This window comes from Streptomyces bacillaris (assembly GCF_003268675.1).
Classification (GTDB): domain Bacteria; phylum Actinomycetota; class Actinomycetes; order Streptomycetales; family Streptomycetaceae; genus Streptomyces; species Streptomyces bacillaris.
Genome location: NZ_CP029378.1, coordinates 2,422,256 through 2,437,107 on the forward strand (window position 1 = coordinate 2,422,256; position 14,852 = coordinate 2,437,107).

The 14,852-nt window shown below is 71.2% G+C and carries 15 protein-coding genes; 8 read left to right on the top strand and 7 right to left on the bottom strand.

Annotated features, from left to right (window positions below; genetic code table 11):
• Nucleotides 1–22: 22 nt before the first annotated feature.
• Both DJ476_RS09880 and DJ476_RS35120 read right to left on the bottom strand, forming a co-directional pair.
• Nucleotides 23–466 carry a hypothetical protein gene (locus DJ476_RS09880; protein ID WP_208853482.1) on the bottom strand — a complete coding sequence of 148 codons (444 nt, stop codon included), beginning with the start codon at nucleotides 464–466 and terminating at the stop codon, nucleotides 23–25.
• A gap of 261 nt (nucleotides 467–727) precedes the next feature.
• Nucleotides 728–1,135 carry a hypothetical protein gene (locus DJ476_RS35120; RefSeq protein ID WP_208853483.1) on the bottom strand — a complete coding sequence of 136 codons (408 nt, stop codon included), beginning with the start codon at nucleotides 1,133–1,135 and terminating at the stop codon, nucleotides 728–730.
• 288 nt (nucleotides 1,136–1,423) lie between these two features.
• On the opposite strand from DJ476_RS35120, the gene DJ476_RS09895 reads away from it, so the two are divergent.
• Both DJ476_RS09895 and DJ476_RS09900 read left to right on the top strand, forming a co-directional pair.
• The gene (locus DJ476_RS09895) at nucleotides 1,424–2,197 is read left to right on the top strand and encodes an XRE family transcriptional regulator (RefSeq protein WP_318294524.1); all 774 of its coding nucleotides are present in this window, start codon (nucleotides 1,424–1,426) and stop codon (nucleotides 2,195–2,197) included.
• A 34-nt stretch (nucleotides 2,198–2,231) separates the two neighbouring features.
• A complete protein-coding gene (locus DJ476_RS09900; RefSeq protein WP_103419729.1) occupies nucleotides 2,232–3,149 on the top strand; it encodes a 1-aminocyclopropane-1-carboxylate deaminase/D-cysteine desulfhydrase in 918 nt (305 codons plus the stop codon).
• 34 nt (nucleotides 3,150–3,183) lie between these two features.
• Here the strand turns inward: DJ476_RS09900 and DJ476_RS09905 are convergent, their stop codons facing one another.
• Entirely contained in the window at nucleotides 3,184–4,785 is a 1,602-nt protein-coding gene (locus DJ476_RS09905) for a Na+/H+ antiporter (protein WP_112490332.1), read from the bottom strand.
• Between the two features lie 35 nt (nucleotides 4,786–4,820).
• On the opposite strand from DJ476_RS09905, the gene DJ476_RS09910 reads away from it, so the two are divergent.
• The 3 genes from DJ476_RS09910 to DJ476_RS09920 all read left to right on the top strand — a co-directional run bounded on the left by DJ476_RS09910 (nucleotide 4,821) and on the right by DJ476_RS09920 (nucleotide 6,673).
• Nucleotides 4,821–5,081 carry a UBP-type zinc finger domain-containing protein gene (locus DJ476_RS09910; RefSeq protein ID WP_029395465.1) on the top strand — a complete coding sequence of 87 codons (261 nt, stop codon included), beginning with the start codon at nucleotides 4,821–4,823 and terminating at the stop codon, nucleotides 5,079–5,081.
• Between the two features lie 231 nt (nucleotides 5,082–5,312).
• Entirely contained in the window at nucleotides 5,313–5,726 is a 414-nt protein-coding gene (locus tag DJ476_RS09915; RefSeq protein ID WP_014048265.1) for an ATP-binding protein, read from the top strand.
• A 23-nt stretch (nucleotides 5,727–5,749) separates the two neighbouring features.
• Complete coding sequence (locus DJ476_RS09920; RefSeq protein WP_019764656.1) at nucleotides 5,750–6,673, top strand: RNA polymerase sigma factor SigF; 924 nt, start codon at nucleotides 5,750–5,752, stop codon at nucleotides 6,671–6,673.
• Nucleotides 6,674–6,700: 27 nt separating this feature from the next.
• Here DJ476_RS09920 and DJ476_RS09925 read toward each other — a convergent pair whose 3' ends face one another.
• Nucleotides 6,701–7,165, bottom strand: a complete 465-nt coding sequence (locus DJ476_RS09925) for a hypothetical protein (RefSeq protein ID WP_112490333.1) — start codon at nucleotides 7,163–7,165, stop codon at nucleotides 6,701–6,703.
• Between the two features lie 235 nt (nucleotides 7,166–7,400).
• Here DJ476_RS09925 and DJ476_RS09930 point away from each other — a divergent pair, with 235 nt between their 5' ends.
• Nucleotides 7,401–8,369 (top strand): diacylglycerol/lipid kinase family protein, encoded by a 969-nt coding sequence (locus DJ476_RS09930; RefSeq protein ID WP_070205019.1) that lies wholly within the window; start codon nucleotides 7,401–7,403, stop codon nucleotides 8,367–8,369.
• Nucleotides 8,370–8,687: 318 nt separating this feature from the next.
• The gene (locus DJ476_RS09935; protein ID WP_003953983.1) at nucleotides 8,688–8,945 is read left to right on the top strand and encodes a WhiB family transcriptional regulator; all 258 of its coding nucleotides are present in this window, start codon (nucleotides 8,688–8,690) and stop codon (nucleotides 8,943–8,945) included.
• A gap of 169 nt (nucleotides 8,946–9,114) precedes the next feature.
• Here the strand turns inward: DJ476_RS09935 and DJ476_RS09940 are convergent, their stop codons facing one another.
• The gene (locus DJ476_RS09940) at nucleotides 9,115–10,581 is read right to left on the bottom strand and encodes a PAS domain-containing sensor histidine kinase (protein WP_070205020.1); all 1,467 of its coding nucleotides are present in this window, start codon (nucleotides 10,579–10,581) and stop codon (nucleotides 9,115–9,117) included.
• Nucleotides 10,582–10,966: 385 nt separating this feature from the next.
• Nucleotides 10,967–12,058: an SIS domain-containing protein gene (locus DJ476_RS09945; RefSeq protein ID WP_103419732.1), complete on the bottom strand. Its 1,092-nt coding sequence runs from the start codon at nucleotides 12,056–12,058 to the stop codon at nucleotides 10,967–10,969.
• Between the two features lie 294 nt (nucleotides 12,059–12,352).
• On the opposite strand from DJ476_RS09945, the gene nagB reads away from it, so the two are divergent.
• The gene (gene nagB, locus DJ476_RS09950; protein ID WP_019764660.1) at nucleotides 12,353–13,138 is read left to right on the top strand and encodes a glucosamine-6-phosphate deaminase; all 786 of its coding nucleotides are present in this window, start codon (nucleotides 12,353–12,355) and stop codon (nucleotides 13,136–13,138) included.
• Between the two features lie 178 nt (nucleotides 13,139–13,316).
• Here nagB and DJ476_RS09955 read toward each other — a convergent pair whose 3' ends face one another.
• Nucleotides 13,317–14,846 carry a glycoside hydrolase family 3 protein gene (locus DJ476_RS09955; protein WP_112490334.1) on the bottom strand — a complete coding sequence of 510 codons (1,530 nt, stop codon included), beginning with the start codon at nucleotides 14,844–14,846 and terminating at the stop codon, nucleotides 13,317–13,319.
• Nucleotides 14,847–14,852: the final 6 nt, after the last annotated feature.

Genomic DNA, 14,852 nt, shown 5'->3' on the forward strand with positions numbered 1-14,852 from the left:
GGTCGTCGGGGCTCGGTCGGTGTCATGCGTCGTCGGCATGGTCTTCGGATGCGGGGCGCTTCCCTGCCTGCCGTTCCTGCTGCTCCTCCGCGATCAATTCGCGGAGTGGGTCGGTCACGAAGAACGAGTGATCGCGGGGGCGATGGTGACGGAACAGCAGGCACTGCCGGATCAGGCCCGTGGGCCGTTCGTGGAGAGCAGCGAGACAGAGCGGCAGGACATCGAATCGGTGGACCCGGTGCGCACCGGTACCGGTGCAGATGAACCACAGGTCACGGTCCTCCCGTGTCTCAGCGGCACAAAGGTACGAGGCGTGTTCGGCAGTCTCGTCGTGCTCGGCAAGCTCGCACAGGACGAACCCTTCCGGGAGAGCGTCAGGAGGGTGAGCGGGTGCCCCCTCCATGGTGGTGAGGGCGGCAAGCGCTTCGATGATCGGTAAGTCGGTGACGGCAGTGCATTGCAGCACGGATGGAGCGCCTTCCTGAGGTGCCGGTGCAGGGGGCGGGAGGATTGGGGGCCTTTCGATCCCGGTGCGAATCGGGCTGGCACTTGCCTGCCCGTAGACGGCCCCATCGCCACCAGGCGTCCGAGGCTCGCCCTCTGGTGGCTGTCAAAGGCCCCGCGATACCGTCCGCCCCAAGCTACGAGGCCTGTGCGAGCTGGTACGCCATGGAAAACCAAATGGGGCCGATGGTGTTCCTTCCGCTTCCCTACGGTCCAGGGAGCCTCAGGAACGGATGGCAGTCGCCCGGTCGGGACCGGCCATCCGGCGCTCTGCGGGCACACCCTTGAACAAGTGCAGAAAAGTTGGACCGATGGCTCTCACGGCTCTCCGGCCCCAACGCGCCAGGGTTCCCGAGCAGCGCGCCGGACGCTTCTCAGGGTGGTTGGGCAGGATCGGGTCGTCACGCCTCAGTGCCTCGGCCATACGCTCCACCATGTCTGCGGGCATGGCTCCCATGTGGACGTACGGCCTTCCCGAATAGGCCACCACCGGCCGCAGGTGGCTGACCCGCTCGGCCTCGATCCCGAGCTCGACCAAGGCACCACTGAGCGCCTCGGTCGCGTTCTCCGCCGCCTTGCGGCCGTCGCGCCACTGCTGCATCTCCACCGCCATCGCCCCCTGCGTGATCATCGGAGCGTCCCGGTCGCGTGCGGGTGCCGCCGGATCTCCACGCTCGCGTCCGTCGCCGCCGAATAGTCGCCCCGGCCTCTGGCCTCCCGCCGCTGGGCGTCCAATACCTGGCACACGTCGCAGCCCTCCACAGGCTGCGGAGGCTCCGGGACGGACATGAGATGCGCAGGTGGGTCCATGGCTGTGTCTGGAGTCGTCATGGAGGTGACTCCATGCCCCTGAAGGACGTATCTGCCCTCGAATCAGGGACAGTTGTACCGTTGGGCACTACGGTTCAAGAACGCCCAAATGTCGCAGGGGGAAGTCTTGAACGCCGCTCTACGATCAGCTATAGAAGACGCCAAGCTCACGCCCCGGAAGCTTGCCACCCGCATCGGTGTGGTACCCAAGACGGTGGAACGGTGGCTGGCCGACGCCGAGCTTTTACCTCATGCAAGAAACCGCGTCGACGCGTGCCGGGCGCTGAAGGTGGATGAAGACATGATCTGGCCCAAGGCTGTTCAGGAGCGGGTGAAGACCGGCCACGACCGCGAGTTGGCCCACGCCTACCCCTACCGGTCCGCCTGCCCGTCGACCGTGTGGGGTGAACTGATCGCAGGGGCCTCCACGGACATCTTCTTCGCCGGCTACACGAACTACTTCGTCTGGCTGGAGCAGCCCGCGTTCATCGAGACGCTGCGCCGCAAGATCGCGTCGGGGTGCCGGGTGCGTTTCCTGCTGGGCGATCCTGACGGAGAAGTGACCCGACAGCGTGAGGTCATCGAAGACGTCGCCCTGAGTGTCGGCACGCGCATCCGGATCAGCCTGGAGCACCTGGGACGCCTCGGCCCCCTGGACGGCCTGGAGACGCGCTTCACCAGCCCGGAGGACGCCGTGAACCACGTGTCCCTCTCCGTGTTCAGATTCGATCAGGATGCGCTCGTGACTCCCCACCTGGCGCGGCTCGTCGGCCATGACTCGCCCCTGCTGCACCTGCGTCGCCAGGGTGACAGCGGAATGTTCGACCGGTTCGCGGAGCACGCCGAGGAGCTGTGGGGCCGGGGCGTACCGCAGACGCCGTGACGGCGTGCCGAGAACGCACGGCCACAATGGGAGGGTGAGCCCGCCCGTAGACCTCGCCCGTGCACTTCAGCCCCGGGTGCCGTCCCCCCTGCAGGAGGTCCGGGACGACCGCTTCGAGCGGTGCGGGGCCACGCTGCTGCTCAAGCGGGACGACCTGATCCACCCCGAGCTGCCGGGGAACAAGTGGCGCAAGCTCGCGCTCAACCTGGAGGCGGCCGCCGGACGGGCCGTGCTGACGTTCGGCGGTGCCTACTCCAACCATCTCCGGGCCACCGCGGCGGCCGGGCGGCTGCTGGGCTTCCCCACCATCGGTGTCGTACGGGGCGACGAGCTGGCGCACCGGCCGCTGAACCCGTCCCTGGCCCGGTGCGCGGCCGACGGGATGCGGCTGCACTTCGTGGACCGGACGACGTACCGGGCGAAGGGGTCGCCCGAGGTCCTGGCGGGGCTGCTGGAGCTGTTCGGGGACGTCGAGGTGATCCCGGAGGGCGGCAGCAACGCCCTGGCCGCACAGGGCTGTACGGCGCTGGGCCGCGAGGTGCGCGGGCTCACCGATGTGGCGGCCGTGGCCTGTGGGACCGGCGGCACCCTGGCGGGGCTCGCGGCCGGGCTGGAGAGCGGGCAGCGGGCGCTGGGCGTACCGGTGCTGCGCGGCGGCTTCCTGGGCGAAGCCGTGGCCGCCCTCCAGCGGGACGCGTTCGGCGGGGAGGCCGGCCGCTGGTCGCTGGACGAGCGCTTCACCTTCGGCGGCTACGCCCGTACGACTCCGGAACTGGACGCCTTCGCCGCCGACTTCGAGGACCGGCACGGGCTGTCCGTGGAGCGGGTCTACGTCGCCAAGCTGCTCTTCGCGCTGGTGACCCTCGCCCAGGAGGGCGCCTTCGCGCCGGGCACCCGGGTGGCCGCCGTGATCACCGGCACCCCCGACGTACCGGCCGGCCCGTCCGCGTAACCACCGCCCCGGCCCGTCCGCGTGACAGAACCCCTCAGGGGCCGTCCGTCTCCCGGTAGGCCGCCGCCTCCTCCAGGTCCAGGCGGCGCAGCAGCGTACGCATCATCTCGTCGTCGATCCGCCGCTCGTCCCGGAGCCGGACGAAGACCTCCCGCTCGGCCTCGATCATCTCGCGGGAGAGCCTGCGGTAGGTGTCGTCCGCCGACTCCCCCGTGACCGGGTCGGCCGGGCCCAGCCGCTCCCAGACCGCGTTGCGGCGGCGCTCCAGGACGGTGCGCAGCCGCTCGGCCAGGGGCGGCGGCAAGGTGTTGTGCGGGGCGGCGAGCAGTGCGTCGAGGCGGGCCTCGGCGGCCTGGGACGCCTCGCTCTGGGCCTGGGCCTCGACCAGCGTCTCGGCCCGCCGGTCGGGGCCCGGCACCTTCAGTACGCGGACGAGTACGGGCAGGGTCAGCCCCTGGATCACCAGGGTGGCGATCACCGTGGTGAAGGTCAGGAACAGCACCAGGTTGCGGGCCGGGAAGGGGTCGCCGTCGTGCGTGACCAGCGGGATGGAGAAGGCGACGGCGAGCGAGACGACCCCGCGCATGCCCGCCCAGCCGACGATCAGGGGCGCGGTCCGGTCGGTGTCCGGTTCCCGCTCCCGTACCCGCCGGGAGAGCCGTCTCGGCAGACAGGTGGCCGGGTAGACCCAGACGAAGCGGATCACGACGACGGTGACGAAGACGATCGCCGCGTACCCCAGCGCCCTCGCCGTACCGGGTGCCTCCAGTCCTTTCAGGACGAAGGGGAGCTGCAGTCCGATCAGCGCGAAGACCGTGGACTCCAGGATGAACGCGGCCATCTTCCAGACCGCGGCCTCCTGGAGTCGGGTGGCGAAGTCGACCTGCCAGGAGCGGTGTCCCAGGTAGAGGGCGACGACGACCACCGCGAGGACTCCGGAGGCGTGCACCCGTTCGGCCGCCGCGTACGCCACGAACGGGATCAGGAGGGACAGCGTGTTCTGGAGGAGTGCCTCCTTCAGATGCGTGCGCAGCCAGTGCAGCGGCACCATCAGCAGCAGGCCGACGCCGACCCCGCCGACCGCCGCGAGCAGGAACTCCGCGATCCCGGCCGCCCAGGACATCCCCTCCCCCACCGCGGCGGCCAGCGCCACCCGGAAGGCGGTGATCGCGGTGGCGTCGTTCACCAGCGACTCACCCTGAAGGATGGTCGTCACCCGGGCGGGCAGCCCCACACGGCGGGCGATGGCGGCGGCCGTCACGGCGTCCGGCGGGGCGATGACGGCCCCCAGGACGAGCGCGGCCGTGAGCGGCAGCTCCGGGATCGCGAGGTACGCCAGCCACCCCACGGCGACGGTGGCGAAGAGCGTGTACCCCACGGAGAGCAGCGCGACCGGCCGGATGTTGGCCCGCAGATCCAGGTAGGAGCTGTCCAGGGCCGCCGTGTGGAGCAGCGGGGGCAGCAGCAGCGGGAGGACGATGTGGGCGTCCAGGTGGTACGTGGGAACGCCCGGCACCAGGCCCGCGACGAGGCCGACCGCGACCAGGACCAGCGGGGCGGGGACCGGGGTGCGGCGGGCCGCGCCGGCGACCGCCGCGCTGGCCGCGACCAGCGCCACCAGGGGCAGCGCGTCCATCTCACCGTCCTCGGATCCGTCGTAACCTGCCCATCATGAGCGAGTGCGCGCATGTAGCGGATCTGCCACGCCCCGAGCCCGTGCCGCTCGGGGAGACCTGCCCCGAGTGCCTGGCCGCCGGGACCCATCCCGTGCAGCTGCGGCTCTGTCTGACCTGCGGGCACGTCGGCTGCTGCGATTCCTCGCCGCTGCGGCACGCCACCGGCCACTTCCGGGCGACCGGTCACCCGGTGATGCGGAGCTTCGAGCCGGGCGAGAGCTGGCGCTGGTGCTTCGAGGACGGTTCGATCGTCTGACGTCTGGGTACGTCAATGCGGCGCCGGTTCTTCGTAATTGGACCCCGCAACCCCCTAGCCACTGTGCGTGCTCATGTGTTTACCATGAGTGACGGCCGGGGGATGGGGTGCGGGCGACACTGCATCATGGATCCGATAGCGTCGCCGAGCTGAGAACCGTCGACCGACCGCATGGCTCCGGGCCACCCTTCCCGGATCCTCGAAAGAGTTTGTGCCACCTTGGAGGTGAGGGTGTCCCAGATCGCAGGCGAGCCCGGGAATCAGGACTTCGTAGAGGTCCGGCTGCCCGCTGCGGGTGCCTACCTGTCGGTGCTGCGAACGGCCACGGCCGGTCTCGCAGCGCGCTTGGACTTCACGCTCGACGAGATCGAGGATCTCCGCATCGCGGTCGACGAGGCCTGCGCGATCCTGCTCCAGCAGGCCGTGCCCGGCTCCGTCCTCAGCTGCGTGTTCCGGCTCATCGACGACTCTCTCGAGGTGACGGTGTCGGCCCCCACGACGGACGGCCGCGCACCCGAGCGCGACACCTTCGCCTGGACGGTGCTCTCCGCACTGGCCGGCAAGGTCGACTCGACGGTCGCCGACGACCGTACGGTCAGCATCAGCCTCTACAAACAGCGCGGCGCGGGCCCCGGGCCGGCGTGAGCGACGGGAACGGGGACGGTCCTGTGCGGGACGAGACGATCCGAACCGGGGTGGTGCGGCCGACGGGCATCCCGGAGCAGCAGGCCCGGCCGCATCCGGTGGACGGAGCGGACGGGCCTGAGAGCCTCAACGTCGCGGTGGAGCAGTCGCAGGAGCGGGCGGGCCAGATGAGCGAGCACGGGCACCACGATCCACATGACCGCAGCGGGGCCCGCGCCCTCTTCGTCGAGCTGCGGGCGCTTCCCGACGGCTCGCCGGAGAAGGCGGAGCTGCGCAACCGGCTGGTGCGGATGCACCTGCCATTGGTCGAGCACCTGGCCCGGCGGTTCCGCAACCGCGGGGAGCCGCTGGACGACCTGACGCAGGTCGCCACGATCGGGCTGATCAAGTCGGTGGACCGGTTCGACCCGGACCGGGGCGTGGAGTTCTCGACGTACGCGACCCCCACGGTCGTCGGCGAGATCAAGCGCCACTTCCGGGACAAGGGCTGGGCGGTGCGGGTGCCGCGCCGGCTCCAGGAACTGCGGCTCTCGCTGACCACGGCCACCGCCGAGCTGTCCCAGCAGCACGGCCGGTCGCCGACCGTGCACGAGCTGGCCGAGCGGCTGGGCATCTCCGAGGAGGAGGTGCTGGAGGGCCTGGAGTCGGCCAACGCGTACAGCACGCTCTCGCTGGACGTGCCGGACACGGACGACGAGTCCCCGGCCGTCGCGGACACGCTGGGCTCGGAGGACGAGGCGCTGGAGGGCGTGGAGTACCGGGAGTCGCTCAAGCCGCTCCTGGAGGATCTGCCGCCGCGCGAGAAGCGGATCCTGCTGCTGCGGTTCTTCGGGAACATGACCCAGTCGCAGATCGCCCAGGAGGTCGGCATCTCGCAGATGCACGTCTCCCGGCTGCTGGCCCGCACCCTGGCCCAGCTGCGCGAGCGCCTGCTCGTCGAGGAGTAGACGGGGAGCGGGCCCAGGGCTCTGGACTCAGGCCTTCGGGTCCGCGTCCTCCGGGTCCGGACCGGCGCCCCTGCGCAGCCCCAGGATCTGGGTGGTCGCCGGGTTCACCACGAGCACCAGCCCGGTCACGGCGACCGTCGCCACGGCGATCCCCAGCGGGATCAGCGCCCCCTGGGAGCGCAGCAGCGTCCAGGCGACGGGCAGCGCCATGATCTGGGTGATCAGCGCCGGGCCCCGGCTCCAGCCGCGCAGCAGCATCAGGCCCCGGGCGGCGATGAGCGGGATGGCGCCCAGCGCGATCAGCGTGATGCCGACCGTCTCCGCCTGCTGCGGGCTCTCGGGGCGGCCGAGCACCCCCATGACCACCAGGTAGAGCCCGCCGATCGCGAGCGCGGCGCCTTCGAGGGCGTTGATCCCGGCGAGCGCCGTGATCCTGCGCGGGCGCCCGGCCGCGGCGGGCGAGGGGGTGGACGAGGTCGCTTGAGTGCTCACGCCTTTCAGGTTGGCATCCCTGGGGCCCGGAAGTGAAGCCGGGGGTGCGGGGCGCGGCGCACATCACGCACGAACACGGCTCCCGTCCCGTACGGGCGTGGCTCCCCCGTACGTACGAGGTCCCTCCCCCGGCGTACGCCCGAGCCGCCCCCCGTACATCACGGAGCGTGACCGGCCGGGAGTCCGGCGAACCGCGACTTCAGGGCCGAACCGCCCGGTAGGTACTCTGACGGGCATGCGCGCTCTCCTCGTGGTCAACCCGGCAGCTACCACCACCAGTGCGCGCACCCGCGATGTGCTCATCCACGCCCTGGCCAGCGAGATGAAGCTGGAGGCGGTGACCACGGAGTACCGGGGGCACGCCCGGGACCTGGGGCGGCGGGCGGCCGACAGCGACGACATCGACCTGGTGGTCGCGCTGGGCGGCGACGGCACGGTGAACGAGGTCGTGAACGGGCTGCTGCACCGCGGCCCGGACGTGGACGGGGTGCCGAAGCTGGCCGTGGTGCCGGGCGGCTCCACCAATGTCTTCGCCCGCGCGCTGGGGCTGCCCAACGACGCCGTGGAGGCGACCGGCGCGATTCTGGACGCCCTGGAGAACCGGAGCGAACGTACGGTCGGACTGGGACTGGCCGCCGGCACCCCGGGCACCGAGGACGAGGCCGTGCCCGAACGCTGGTTCACTTTCTGCGCGGGTCTCGGTTTCGACGCCGGAGTGGTCGGCCGGGTCGAACAGAAACGCGAGGGCGGCAAGCGCTCGACCCATGCGCTGTACGTGCGCCAGGTGGTGCGGCAGTTCGTGAACGAGGCCCACCGCAGACACGGGACGATCACCCTGGAGGTGCCCGGCCAGGAGCCCGTCACCGACCTCGCGCTCTCCATAATCTGCAACACCGCCCCCTGGACCTACCTGGGGAATCGTCCGGTGTACGCCTCCCCCAAGGCCTCCTTCGACACCGCTCTGGACGTCCTCGGACTGAAGCGTCTGTCGACCGCGGCGGTGGCCCTGTACGGCACCCAGCTGCTTACTTCGAGCCCTGAAAGAGGGCCCCGGGGGAAGCACGCCGTTTCACGCCACGACCTCACGGACTTCACCTTGCATTCAAAGGTCCCACTGCCCTTCCAGATGGACGGCGACCACCTGGGACTGCGTACGAGCGTGACGTTCACAGGCGTACGCCGTGCACTGCGTGTGATTGTGTGAGTGGAAGGGCCGAAAGTCCTTTAACTCGAACGTTTGGCCTGGGTCCCACCCCTAAGAAGTGCGCCTGTGACCTAGTCGACACCGAGGAATCAAAAAAAACTTTCCAGAAGGGGTTGTATCCGCAGCCGAGGTTTGCGAATCTCTACATGGCGATCGGGACGGCCCGCAACACCGGCCTCCCTGAGAGCCAGAACCCCTCCTCACCATCACAGACCACACCCAGTGCTTCTGGGGGTCGGCCCGTCAGCTGCGGGGGGATTCGTGAAAGCGTTCACATTCACAAGCACCAGCGTGTAATACCAAGGAGAGGTAGCAGCCATGGACTGGCGTCACAACGCCGTTTGTCGTGAGGAAGACCCCGAGCTGTTCTTCCCCATCGGCAACACCGGTCCTGCGCTGCTGCAGATCGAGGAAGCCAAGGCCGTCTGCCGTCGCTGCCCCGTCATGGAGCAGTGCCTGCAGTGGGCGCTCGAGTCCGGCCAGGACTCCGGCGTCTGGGGTGGCCTCAGCGAGGACGAGCGCCGCGCGATGAAGCGCCGCGCCGCTCGCAACCGGGCGCGTAACGCCAGCGCCTGACCGACGCCCCCCACGAACACGCCTCAGCCAGGCGGCGCGTACAGAGCGTACGCACGGCCCCGCCTTCGAGTCGCAGCGCGCAGTACCCCGGAGCGCATCGCAACGTGAGCAGCACGGAGCGGGCCCGGACCGTCACCACGGTCCGGGCCCGCTCTGCTGTGTGCCGCCCCTACTTGGCGCCGCGCACCGGCAGGTCCAGCACCACCTGGGTGCCGCGCTCCGGCGCCGGGACCATGCCGAACGTGCCGCCCAACTCCCCCTCCACCAGCGTCCGTACGATCTGGAGGCCGAGGTTGCCCGCCTGCTGCGGGTCGAACCCCTCGGGGAGCCCGCGCCCGTCGTCGGTGACGGTGATCAGCAGCCGGGCGTCGGACGGTGAGCCGCCGCGTACGGCGGAGACCTCCACCGTGCCCTGGTCGGCCACGGTGAACGCGTGTTCCAGGGCGTTCTGGAGGACTTCGGTGAGCACCATGGAGAGCGGGGTGGCGACCTCGGCGTCCAGGATGCCGAAGCGGCCGATGCGCCGGCAGGTCACCTTGCCGGGAGAGATCTCCGAGACCATCGCGATGACCCGGTCGGCGATCTCGTCGAACTCGACGCGCTCGTCCAGGTTCTGGGAGAGCGTCTCATGGACGATCGCGATCGAACCGACGCGCCGTACCGCCTCGTTGAGCGCTTCGCGGCCCTGCGCGGAATCCATTCGGCGGGCCTGGAGCCGCAACAGGGCGGCCACCGTCTGGAGGTTGTTCTTCACCCGGTGGTGGATCTCCCGGATGGTGGCGTCCTTGGTGATCAATTCGCGTTCGCGGCGGCGGAGTTCGGTGACGTCGCGGAGCAGGACGAGCGAGCCGATGCGGACGCCCTTGGGCTTGAGCGGGATGGCCCGCAGCTGGATCACCCCGCCCGCGCCCTCCACCTCGAACTCGCGGGGCGCGTAGCCGCTGGCCACCTTGACCAGGGCCTCGTCCACCGGGCCCCGGGAGGGCGCCAGTTCGGCGGTGGTGGTGCCGAGGTGGTGGCCGACCAGGTCGGATGCGAGGCCGAGGCGGTGGTAGGCGGAGAGGCCGTTGGGGCTGGCGTACTGGACGACCCCGTCGGCGTCGAGCCGGATCAGGCCGTCACCGACGCGCGGCGAGGCGTCCATGTCGACCTGCTGGCCGGGGAAGGGGAAGGCCCCGGCGGCGATCATCTGGGCCAGGTCGGAGGCGGACTGGAGGTAGGTCAGCTCCAGCCGGGAGGGGGTGCGCACGGTGAGCAGGTTGGTGTTGCGGGCGATGACACCGAGGACCCGGCCCTCACGGCGTACGGGGATGGACTCGACCCGTACGGGGACCTCCTCGCGCCACTCCGGGTCGCCCTCGCGCACGATCCGGCCCTCGTCCAGGGCCGCGTCCAGCAGCGGGCGGCGGCCGCGCGGCACCAGGTGGCCGACCATGTCGTCCTGGTAGGAGGTGGGGCCGGTGTTGGGCCGCATCTGGGCGACGGAGACGTACCGCGTGCCGTCGCGGGTGGGCACCCACAGCACCAGGTCGGCGAAGGAGAGGTCGGAGAGCAGCTGCCACTCCGAGACCAGCAGATGGAGCCACTCCAGGTCGGAGTCGCTCAGAGCGGTGTGCTGGCGGACGAGATCGTTCATGGAGGGCACCTGTGGAGCGTACCCGGGGTGAACGGACGTGTTCGAACCGATCGGCCCGGCGGGCCGTGCGGTGGGGCGGGGCGGGCGGAAGGCGATGGACAGCGCGCGGTGTGCGGCCCGAGAATGTCGCGCACATGGATGGACACAGGCAATTGGTCTAGTCCACAATGAGTTCACCAAGACCTCCACTCTCCCCGCACAGGAGAGTGGACCGAGGCACCCGGCGCTCTCTGCCCTGACCGCGCAAGGTGCCTCATGGGGCCGGAGGCACCGCACACCGCCGGCCAGGTAGCTCCGGGCTGCGGTGCCGGATGGGCTGAGGGTCCCATCCCGGCGCCGCGGCCCGCGGGTGTTTCCGGGGCCGTACGGTGCGGATCGGCTGCCCTCAGCGCGTCTCCGTCACCTTTGCCAGGGCTCGTGGTGAGTCCGGGTCCTGGCCTCGCGCGATGGTGACCTCGTACGCGAGCATCTGGAGCGGCAGGATCTCCAGGATCGGCTGCAGCTCCTCCGGCACCCCCGAGGTCGGCAGCGAGAAGCCCGCCGACGCCGCCTCCACCTGGGCCTTGGGGCCGACCACGAAGAGGTCCGCGCCGCGCCCGCGCAGCCGGTCCAGCACCGGCTGGAGCGCCTCGCCGCCCCGGCCGTCGGTGACCACGGCGATCACCGGGGAGATGTTGTCGACCATCGCCAGCGGGCCGTGCAGCAGGTCGGCGCCCGAGTAGGAGAGAGCGGGGATGTAGCTGGTCTCCATGAGCTTCAGGGCCGCTTCCTTGGCCGTGGGGTAGCCGTAGCCGCGCGAGGTGATCACCATGCGCTCGGCGAAGCGGTAGCGGGCGGCCAGCGCCTTGACCTCGGCCCGGCGGCCCAGGATGGCGCCCGCCAGGTCGGGCAGGACCGAGGCCGCCTCCGTGCCGTCGGCGCCCGCCAGGCCCTCGACGAAGAGGTAGAGGGAGAGCAGGGAGGCCGTGTACGTCTTGGTGGCCGGGAGCGCCTTCTCCGGGCCCGCCAGGATGTCGATGTGGTACTCGGAGACCGCCGCCAGGGCGGAGTCCGGGTTGTTGGTGACGGCGAGGGTGACCGCCCCGGCGTCCCGGGCCGCCTGCGTCGAGGCCACCAGGTCCGGCGATCCGCCCGACTGGCTGACGGTGACCACCAGGACGTCCCGCAGATCGGGCTTGGCCCCGTACGCCGTCGTGGTGGACATGGAGGCGAGGCCACAGGGCAGGCCGAGCCGGATCTCCAGCAGGTACTTGGCGTAGAGCGCCGCGTTGTCGGAGGTGCCGCGCGCGGTGAGCAGCACGAAGCGGGGCTTCCTGGCGGCGATCTCGGCGGCCACCTCGCGGATGCGGGGCGCGCCCCGGTCGAGGATGCGCCGCAGCATCGCGGGCTGCTCGGCCATCTCGCCGGACATGAGGCGGCCGGGTGCGTCGCCCTGGTCGTCGGAGGTGTCCGGGCCGGGCGGAGGGGTGGCGGGCATATGAGGCCTCCCGTGCGGTGTCCTGCGGTGGCGTGGGGGTTCTGTCCGTACGTACGGGGGTCGCCGTGCCCGTGCGTACGCGTACGGGTACGGAGCCGCCGCGGACCGCGCCGTCGGCACCGTACGGGACAAAGTCGACCAGGCAAACGCCGGGTCCGCCAGCGGGGGGCGCGGGGCCGTGGGCGGGTGGACCGATGCGTGGGACGTCGGCCGCACAGCTGCCCGATTCTGCTAGATTGGGCCTTTGATTGGTCTATACCACACGGTTTCTCTCATCAGATCGGCAGGCAAAGCGTGGAAGTTGTCATCGTCCCGGACGCCACGGCAGGCGGCGAGCTGATCGCGGAGGCCATCGCCTCCCTGCTCAGCCGCAAGCCCGACGCCCTGCTCGGCGTTGCCACCGGCTCTACCCCGCTGCCCATCTACCGCGCGCTGGCGGCCAAGGTCGCCTCCGGGGCCGTCGACGCCTCGCGCGCCCGTATCTGCCAGCTCGACGAGTACGTCGGGCTGCCCGTCGGCCACCCGGAGTCGTACCGCTCCGTGGTGCTCCGTGAGGTCGTCGAGCCGCTCGGGCTCTCCGAGGCGTCCTTCATGGGCCCCGACGGTGCCGCCGAGGACGTCCAGGCCGCGTGCGAGGCGTACGACCGGGCGCTGGCGGAGGCCGGCGGGGTCGACCTCCAGCTGCTCGGCATCGGCACCGACGGGCACATCGGCTTCAACGAACCGTGCTCCTCGCTCGCCTCGCGCACCCGGATCAAGACGCTCACCGAGCAGACCCGGGTGGACAACGCGCGCTTCTTCGACGACGACATCGACCAGGTGCCGCACCACGTGATCACCCAGGGCATCGGGACGATCCTGGACTCCCGGCACCCGATCCTGCTCGCCACCGGTGAGGGCAAGGCGGAGGCCGTCGCGCAGACGGTGGAGGGGCCGGTCGCCTCGGTCGTCCCGGCTTCGGCGCTGCAACTGCACCCGCACGCGACGGTGGTGGTGGACGAGGCCGCGGCGTCGAAGCTGAAGCTGGCGGACTACTTCCGCGCCACGTATGCGGCGAAGCCGGCGTGGCAGGGGTTGTAGGCCGTACGCCCGCACGGCCGAGGGCCGGGACGCCTGATGGTGTCCCGGCCCTCGGCCGTTGTGCCGCCCGTCCGGCGAGAGGCTGTGTCCTCAATCGCCGGACGGGCTTGATTTTCGGCCTTGCGGCCTCGTCCTCAAACGCCCGGACGGGCTGGAAGCGTCCGCCTGGTCGGCTGCGCTACGGGGTCGTACCCGTCACCGCTTCCACCGCCGCCTGGCCGCAGACGCGGGAGGCGCCGTGCGTGACCACGTGGAGGGAGCCGCGGGGGGTGGACTCCGGGAGGCCCATCTCGACCACGATCGTGTCCGGGCGGGCCGCCAGCAGGGCGTCCAGGGCCTGGGCCATCCAGGCGTGGCGGTGTTCGTCGCGGACGACGGCGACGATGCGGCGGTCACCCGCCGCGGCGAGCACCTCGGCCGCCGGGTCGGCGCTCTCGCCGGTGTACCGGCCCCCCTCGGTGCCCGGGCGGAGGCGGGCGATCCCGTCGGCGATGCCCCAGGGGGTCTCGTCGCCGACCGCGATGTTCGCCTCCGTGACGAACTCCGCGACGTGGGCCGGACCGGTCAGCGTGTCGCCGGTGCCGGTGACCCGGACCGCGCGGCGGGCGGCCACCAGGCCGACGTCGGAGCGGACTCCGGTGCCGGGCGCGGTCCCCTCCTGCACTTCCGCGCCCGGCTCCGGGACATCCCCCCGGGCCCCCTGCGTCCAGGACGCGAGGGCTCGTACACGGGCGGCCGCGTCCGCGAGCCGCTCCTCGGGCAGTTCCCCGCTCCGTACCGCCCCCACGAGGGCGTCGTGGAGGGCGATCACCGTCTCCTCGTCGGCCAGCCCGCCGCCGACGCAGATCGCGTCGGCGCCCGCGGCGATCGCGAGGACCGCGCCGCGCTCGATGCCGTAGGTCTTGGAGATGGCGTCCATCTCCAAGCCGTCCGTGACGATCAGGCCGTCGTAACCCAGCTCCTGGCGGAGCAGGCCCGTGAGGATCTGCGGGCTCAGGGTGGCCGGGCGGTCCGGGTCGAGTGCGGGAAGCAGGATATGCGCGCTCATCACGGATTTGGAACCCGCCGCGATGGCCGCCCGGAAAGGCAGCAGCTCACGGGCGTGCAGGGTGTCGAGATCCACATCGATGCGGGGCGTCGCCAGGTGCGAGTCGACCGCGGTGTCGCCGTGGCCGGGGAAGTGCTTGGTGCAGGCGGCGACGCCGGCGGCCTGGAGCCCTTCCACGTACGCGGCGGTGTGCCGGGCCACCAGGGCGGTGTCGGCGCCGAAGGAGCGTACGCCGATGACCGGGTTGCCCGGGTTGGAGTTGACGTCGGCGGACGGCGCCCAGTTGAGGTTCACCCCGCACGCCGCGAGCCGGCGGCCCAGTTCGTGGGCGACGGCCCGGGTGAGGTCGGTGTCGTCGATGGCGCCGAGGGCGAAGTTGCCCGGGAACGAGGAGCCTTCGTTGACCTCCAGGCGGGTCACGTCGCCGCCCTCCTCGTCGATGGCGACGAGGACGTCGTCCCGCTCGGAGCGCAGGCGCGCGGTGAGGGCGGCGAGCTGCTCGGGCGACTCGATGTTGCGGCCGAACAGCCCGACGGAGGTGAGCCCTTCACCGACGCGGCGCAGCAGCCAGTCCGGTGCGGTGGTTCCGGTGAATCCCGGCTGGAGCACCGCGAGCGCGTCACGCGTCAGGGTGTCCGTGGTGGAAACGAGGGTGGTCATGGGCCC